Origin of the sequence: Ensifer sp. ZNC0028 (assembly GCF_000799055.1) — a bacterium.
Taxonomy (GTDB): Bacteria; Pseudomonadota; Alphaproteobacteria; order Rhizobiales; family Rhizobiaceae; genus Ensifer.
Window position 1 is genome coordinate 1 of sequence record NZ_JTLA01000198.1, and the last position, 2,716, is coordinate 2,716.

General features: G+C 61.3%; 2 protein-coding genes. One reads left to right on the forward strand and one right to left on the reverse strand.

All coding sequences use genetic code 11. The features are described 5' to 3' along the window. Nucleotides 1-327: 327 nt before the first annotated feature. Nucleotides 328-1,053 carry a two-component system response regulator ChvI gene (gene chvI / locus L981_RS32500; protein WP_043626797.1) on the reverse strand — a complete coding sequence of 242 codons (726 nt, stop codon included), beginning with the start codon at nt 1,051-1,053 and terminating at the stop codon, nt 328-330. 323 nt (nt 1,054-1,376) lie between these two features. On the opposite strand from chvI, the gene L981_RS32505 reads away from it, so the two are divergent. Beyond that, the coding region (locus L981_RS32505; RefSeq protein WP_043626800.1) for a phosphoenolpyruvate carboxykinase at nt 1,377-2,716 on the forward strand (1,340 nt) is incomplete at its 3' end.

Here is a 2,716-nt window from a genome sequence, read left to right on the forward strand (position 1 = left end):
ACGGCGGGTGAGGCTCGAGAAGACGGCATTGCCGAAGAGACGACGAATGAGCGTGAAGGGATGCGCCCAGCGGCGCTGGCCCTTCAGTGCCTGGGCACGCCCGTCATTGTCTTCAATGTCGCCCTGCAAGACTTCTACCAAATGTCCCGCTCCCGCGCGGACTGTCCTTCATAATCGTTCGATGGCGGCGGCGCTGCCGGCCGGTTGCGCCGCCTTTCATGATTTTGATCCGAAGACGGCGGAGATCGTGTCGGGCCTCACAGGAGGCCATCACCATCGCGCCGCTTCAAATGCGCCACTCTGGGCGCGATGGCAAGCCCCTTGGGCTCAGGCACTTTCCCGGAAACGATAGCCGACACCGTAAAGCGTCTCGATCATGTCGAAGTCGTTGTCGACCATCTTGAACTTCTTGCGCAGCCGCTTGATGTGGCTGTCGATGGTGCGGTCGTCGACATAGACCTGTTCGTCATAGGCCGCGTCCATCAGTGCGTCGCGGCTCTTGACCACGCCCGGGCGCTGCGCCAGCGAATGAAGAATAAGGAATTCCGTCACCGTCAGCGTCACCGGCTCGCTCTTCCAGGTGCAGGTGTGGCGCTCCTGGTCCATCACCAGCTGCCCACGCTCGAGCGAGCGCGACGGCGCGTCGGTTGCCTTGACGGTATTGTTCGTGTTGGCCGCCGCGGCTTCGCGGTTGGCGGCGCGGCGCAGGATCGCCTTGACGCGTTCGACCAGCAGGCGCTGCGAGAACGGCTTGGTGATGAAGTCGTCGGCGCCCATCTTCAGGCCGAAGAGTTCGTCGATCTCTTCATCCTTGGAAGTGAGGAAGATCACCGGCAGGTCCGACTTCTGCCTCAAGCGGCGCAGCAGTTCCATGCCGTCCATGCGCGGCATCTTGATGTCGAAGATCGCAAGCTGCGGCGGCCGGGCGAGCAGGCCTTCGAGCGCGGAAGCGCCGTCGGTATAGGTCTCGACCTTGTAGCCCTCCGCCTCCAGGGCGATGGATACGGACGTCAGAATATTCCGGTCATCATCGACAAGCGCGATGGTCTGCATCGTGTTCAACTCCGTCTTTTGAGGTGCCGGTCCCGTCCCCGAAACTCCGGCATTCGCGAGTCACGGGTGCGTTAGTGAGTATAAAGGTGGAACAAATTGTGGCGAAGCCCAAAAAGCACCTGTCGCAGCGATAGGATAGGTCCTGTCAGATCGGTGTTCGGGATGTCGATTTCAACCGATTAAAAAAACGATAATTTTCTTTAAATCGATTAATATACTGAAATCATTATTCTTTTTTTGACGTCGCCTTGTTTTTGAGCGAGCATGCAAGTAAGGTCCGGCGAAATTCAACGCCAATGGCCAAACACGAAGGAAGCTTGACCATGGAGCAACTCGGCACTCGCAATCTCGCGAACGGCTTGGAAAAACTCGGCTTTATCGACCTGGATACGGTTCGGTACAACCTCGAAGCCGCAGAGCTTTATGAGGAAGCTCTTCGCCGCGGCGAGGCCGAACTGACGGCACACGGTGCGCTCGTTGCCCGTACCGGCCAGCACACCGGCCGCTCGCCGAAGGATAAGTTCGTCGTTCGCGATGCGAACACCGACGACCAGATCTGGTGGGACAACAACAAGCCGATGTCGCCGGAGCATTTTGCTCTGCTGCGCAAGGACATGCTCGAGCACGCCAAGGGCATGTCGCTCTACGTGCAGGATCTGGTTGGCGGCGCCGACGCCGACAACGCGCTACCGACGCGCGTCGTGACCGAGTACGCTTGGCATTCGCTGTTCATCCGCAACCTGCTGATTCGTCCGGCCCGCGAAGCGCTCGGCGCCTTCCTGCCGAAGCTGACGATCATCGATCTGCCGAGCTTCAAGGCCGATCCGGAGCGCTACGGTTGCCGCACCGAGACGGTCATCGCCTGCGATTTCACCAACGGCCTGATCCTCATCGGCGGCACGTCCTATGCCGGCGAGATGAAGAAGTCGGTCTTCACCGTCCTCAACTACCTGCTGCCGAAGAAGGGTGTCATGCCGATGCACTGCTCGGCAAACGTCGGCCCGGCCGGCGACACCGCGATCTTCTTCGGTCTTTCCGGCACCGGCAAGACGACACTTTCCGCCGATCCGACCCGCACGCTGATCGGCGACGACGAGCACGGTTGGGGCGAGCAGGGCGTCTTCAACTTCGAAGGCGGCTGCTACGCCAAGGCGATCCGCCTGTCGGAAGCGGCCGAGCCGGAAATCTACGCTACGACCCGCCGCTTCGGCACGGTCATGGAAAACGTCGTGCTCGACGAGCGCCGCGTGCCTGATTTCGACGACGGTTCGCTGACGGAAAATACCCGTTGCGCCTATCCGCTCGACTTCATCCCGAACGCCAGCGACACCGGCACCGCACCGCAGCCGCGCACCATCATCATGCTGACGGCCGACGCCTTCGGCGTGATGCCGCCGATCGCCAAGCTGACGCCGGAACAGGCGATGTACCACTTCCTGTCCGGCTACACCGCCAAGGTCGCCGGCACCGAAAAGGGCGTCACCGAGCCGGAAGCCACCTTCTCGACCTGCTTCGGCGCGCCGTTCATGCCGCGGCATCCGTCGGAATACGGCAACCTCTTGAAGGACCTGATCGCCAAGAACGGCGTCACCTGCTGGCTGGTCAACACCGGCTGGACCGGCGGCGCCTACGGCACCGGCAGCCGCATGCCGATCAAGGTGAC

What these genes read in the sequence shown, in the direction of transcription:
- chvI (WP_043626797.1), bottom strand. Translation starts at nt 1,053, where the DNA reads ATGCAGACCATCGCGCTTGTCGATGATGACCGGAATATTCTGACGTCC.